This window comes from Nocardia farcinica (assembly GCF_029867845.1).
Taxonomy (GTDB): Bacteria; Actinomycetota; Actinomycetes; order Mycobacteriales; family Mycobacteriaceae; genus Nocardia; species Nocardia farcinica_A.
The window spans coordinates 1-3,602 of record NZ_JARWRU010000214.1; the positions used below are offsets into that span (position 1 = coordinate 1).

The window sequence follows — 3,602 nt, forward strand, 5'->3', positions numbered from 1 at the left end:
CACGCCGGTAGCCGGTCGGCCGGTGTGGCATCGACGAAGACCGCGACCGACACTTCGGCCGCGCCGGTCAGCCCAGGTGCGCCTCCAGCAGCCAGGCAGGCACCGAGACGCGGCCGCCCGGTTCGTCGCGGATGCCCTCGAAGCGCACTCCTTCACCGGCCGGGAGCTCGCCGGAGCCGGTGGGCATGACCGCATGGATGCGGGCGGGCCGGATCTCGTCGACGATCCAGTGTTTCGACACCGCTTCGCGCAACTCGTCGGCGGTGACCGGCGACGGCCCGGCATCGGAGGCCTCCGGGAGGGCGGCGCGGTCGAAGACCAGCGCGAAATACGACGCGCCCGGCGCCGCGGCCCGCGCGATCGACCGCAGGTAGCCGTCGCGTGACTCGACCGGGATCGAATGGAACAGGGTGCTGTCCACGATGGTGCCGAAACGGCCGTCGTAGCCGGTGAACGAGGTGACGTCGGCGACCTCGAAGGACACGTCCAGGCCCCGCCCGGCCGCTTCGGCGCGAGCCAGCTCGATGGCAGTCGGCGCGGAGTCCATGCCCACGACGGTGTAGCCGCGTTCGGCCAGGTACAGCGAGATGGCCGCCTCTCCGCATCCCGCGTCCAGGACGTCGCCGTGGAATCTGCCCGCGTCGACGAGTGCGGCCAGTTCCGGTTGCGGCGCGCCGATGCTCCAGGGCGGTTTGCCACCAGGGGCGAGCGGGCTGGTGCCGCGATAGAAATCGTCGAAGTCGAATTCACCCGGTGTGGTCATCGCTCCTGACTATCAGCAGAGCCACCGCGGGTACATGTGACCCACGCACCGCTGTTCGGGCGGCCCGGGGCCACCACCGCCGGGCCCGTCCCCCGTTGTCCGCCGACGGCAGCCCCGGTCGTCAGTCGGCCACGAGTTCCTCGTAGTACTTCCGCATCGCCGGCCAGTAGTCGCCGAAGTCCGGCGCGGGCTTGCCTTCGTGGGCGGCGGCCAGCATGTCCAGGTAGTACTCCCAGCCCGGCCCGGTGTGCGAGACCGACTTGCGGTCGGCGTGCGCGAGATGCTGCGTGAAGCGCAGTTCGGTGCCGCCCGCGGTCGCGACGAGCACGACTTCGAGAAACCAGGCTCCCTCGTCGTCGACAGTGGACACCGCCAGTCGCCGCGGCGGCTCGCAGGCGTCGACGGTCATCGGCATCCAGGGCTGTTCGTCTTCGTAGGCCATCTGCACCTCGATCGTGCGCCCCGGCCCCGGCTCGCCCTTCCACGGCCCGAACCAGCGTGCGGTGCGCTCGGATTCGGTGAGGCTGGCCCAGACATCCTCGACGCAGGCGCGGAAGGCACGGGTCAGGACCAGATCGACGCCGGTGTCGGTGCCGAGCAGTCGGCCCGCCGGTGTGCTCATGCGGTGTTCTCCTTCGTGTCGGGATGCGTGCTGGAACGTGCGCCGGTGCGACGGTCACGCTTGGCGCGCTGGACTTCGGTGTCAAGGGCGTCGAACCGCTGCGACCAGGTGCCGACGCGACGCACCGCGGCGATCCAGGCGGCCAGTTCGGCCAGCGGCCCCGGATCGAGGGAGTAGACGCGCTGCCTGCCGGTCACTTCGTCGTGGACGAGGCCGCTCTCGCGCAGCACCCGCAGATGCCTGCTGATCGCAGGCCTGCTGATCGGGAAATGCCCGGCGATCTCACCGGCGGTGCGCGGCTGCTCGAGCAACAGTTCCAGGACCTGCCGCCGCACCGGGTCGGCGATCGCCGCCGCTACCTCGTCCACACCGAGAAGCGTAACCAGTTGGTTACGCATCTGTCCAGCGACGACCGGACTCCGTACCACCGTCCACGCACCGCGCTGGTGCCGCACATCCCTGCTACGGCCGAGGGTGCGCGCGACGGCTCCATCGTCACCGAACCACCGAGGACCGTGTAGGCGACACCGTGGTACTGACGTTCGACCGGCACGCGGACTGGCCTGCGATGCCTTCGGGCAGCGCGGCGCACGGCCGCACGATCCCGCGCCACCGCCGAAGCGCGCACGCATCACCGGCGTCCACCTCAGCCGCCGACGATCTCCGTTCGGGCAGAGGCGGATTCGGCGCCGAGATAGGCCCGTTCGACGCGAGCGGGGTCGTCGCGGAGCTCGGCGGCCGGGCCCTGGTCGGCGATGCCGCCGTGGACGAGGACGACGGCCTTGTCGGCGGCGCCGAGGGCCAGGTGCACGTGTTGTTCGACCAGCAGGACACTGGTGCCCTCGGTGGCGGCGAGTTGCTTCAGGACATCGAGGATCTCGGTGACCACGACGGGGGCAAGACCCATGCTGAGTTCGTCGATGAGCAGCACTGCGGGGCGTTGCAGGATCGCGCGGCCGATGGCCAGCATCTGCTGTTCGCCACCGGAGAGGCGACCCGCCTCGACCGACAGCCGTTTCTCCAGCGCCGGGAAGTACTCGAGCACCTGGCGCAGGCCGCCGGCCCGGCGGGCGCGTTCGGGGACGGCCAGCAGCAGGTTCTGCCGGGTGGTCAGCTTGCGGAACAGGGCGCGGTCGTCGGGGACGAGCACCATGCCCGCGCGAACCGCCTCGCGGGGGCGGGCGCTGCGCACCTCGGCGCCGCGCACCCGGACCTCGCCGCCGCTGCGCGGGAGCAGGCCTGCCAGCGCGTCGAGCAGGGTGGTCTTGCCCGCGCCGTTGGGACCGAGCAGGCAGGTGATCTCGCCCGGTTCGAGCGTCAGATCCACCGAGCGCACGCACGGGCGTTCCTTGATGTAGCCCGCGGTCACGGCGCGGCATTCCAGTGTGCTCACAGCGGGGCCTCCTGCGTGGCGAGCGGGCGGGTGTGCGGTTGCGGCTCGGCCGCGCCCGCGGACTCGACAGTGTCGGCGGGGACGCCGAGGTAGGCGCGCAGCACGTCGGGGTGGGTGCGGACCTCGTCGGGGGTGCCGGAGGCGATGACCTTGCCGAGGTCGAGGACGACGACCCGGTCGCAGAGGCTGAGCACCAGCTCCATGTCGTGTTCGACCAGCAACATGGCCGTGCCGGCGTCGGCGACGGCACGCAGTTTCTCACCGAGCAGCCTGCTCTCGGCGCTGTCCAGACCCGCGGCTGGTTCGTCCAGCAGGGCGACCGCGGGGTCGGCGGCCAGCACGCGGGCCATCGACACGAGCTGACGCTGGCCCTGGGAGAGCAGTCCGGCTTCCCGGTCGGCGAGTTCGTCGATGCCGAGGACGGCCAGTGTGCGGGTGACGCGTTGGGCCACGGGCTGTTCGGATCGGGAGCGGGCCGCGCCGACGCGGACGTTCTCGGCCACGGTGAGATCGTCGTAGAGTTCCACGTCCTGGAAGCTGCGGCCGAGCCCGGCCCGGCTGCGGGCGTGTGGCGGCTGCCCGGTCAGGGGCTGCCCGGACAGGATCACCGAGCCGCTCGCGGGGGCGAATCCGGTGACAGCGTCGATGACGGTGGTCTTGCCCGCGCCGTTGGGGCCGATCAGGCCGACGATCTCCCCGGCGCGCACCTCGAACGTGACGTCGGCCGCGGCCGTGACCGCGCCGTAGGTGACGCCGACATCGCGGACCGCGAGCACGGGTTCGGCGTCCTCGCTCGGCGTGACGGCGGCCGGGACGACGGGTTC

6 protein-coding genes are annotated in these 3,602 nt (G+C 71.7%); 1 reads left to right on the forward strand and 5 read right to left on the reverse strand.

Annotated elements, in window-relative coordinates:
- Positions 1-67: 67 nt before the first annotated feature.
- The 3 genes from QH283_RS04360 to QH283_RS04370 all read right to left on the reverse strand — a co-directional run bounded on the left by QH283_RS04360 (position 68) and on the right by QH283_RS04370 (position 1,753).
- A complete protein-coding gene (locus tag QH283_RS04360) occupies positions 68-763 on the reverse strand; it encodes a class I SAM-dependent methyltransferase (protein WP_280501726.1) in 696 nt (231 codons plus the stop codon).
- A gap of 121 nt (positions 764-884) precedes the next feature.
- A complete protein-coding gene (locus QH283_RS04365) occupies positions 885-1,385 on the reverse strand; it encodes an SRPBCC family protein (protein WP_280501727.1) in 501 nt (166 codons plus the stop codon).
- On the reverse strand, positions 1,382-1,753 hold the full coding sequence (locus QH283_RS04370) for a metalloregulator ArsR/SmtB family transcription factor (RefSeq protein WP_280501728.1): 372 nt from the start codon (positions 1,751-1,753) through the stop codon (positions 1,382-1,384). The genes QH283_RS04365 and QH283_RS04370 overlap by 4 nt, the downstream gene beginning before the upstream one ends.
- 18 nt (positions 1,754-1,771) lie before the next feature.
- On the opposite strand from QH283_RS04370, the gene QH283_RS04375 reads away from it, so the two are divergent.
- A complete protein-coding gene (locus tag QH283_RS04375; RefSeq protein WP_280501729.1) occupies positions 1,772-1,906 on the forward strand; it encodes a hypothetical protein in 135 nt (44 codons plus the stop codon).
- 125 nt (positions 1,907-2,031) lie between these two features.
- On the opposite strand, the gene QH283_RS04380 is transcribed toward QH283_RS04375, so the two are convergent.
- Together QH283_RS04380 and QH283_RS04385 are read right to left on the reverse strand one after the other, a co-directional pair.
- Positions 2,032-2,778 (reverse strand): ABC transporter ATP-binding protein, encoded by a 747-nt coding sequence (locus QH283_RS04380; protein WP_280501730.1) that lies wholly within the window; start codon positions 2,776-2,778, stop codon positions 2,032-2,034.
- The coding region (locus QH283_RS04385) for an ABC transporter ATP-binding protein (RefSeq protein ID WP_280501731.1) at positions 2,775-3,602 on the reverse strand (828 nt) is incomplete at its 5' end. The genes QH283_RS04385 and QH283_RS04380, both read right to left, overlap by 4 nt.

Coding starts and splice junctions, on each gene's coding strand:
- QH283_RS04365 (WP_280501727.1), bottom strand. CDS start 1,385: ATGAGCACACCGGCGGGCCGACTGCTCGGCACCGACACCGGCGTCGAT.
- QH283_RS04360 (WP_280501726.1), bottom strand. CDS start 763: ATGACCACACCGGGTGAATTCGACTTCGACGATTTCTATCGCGGCACC.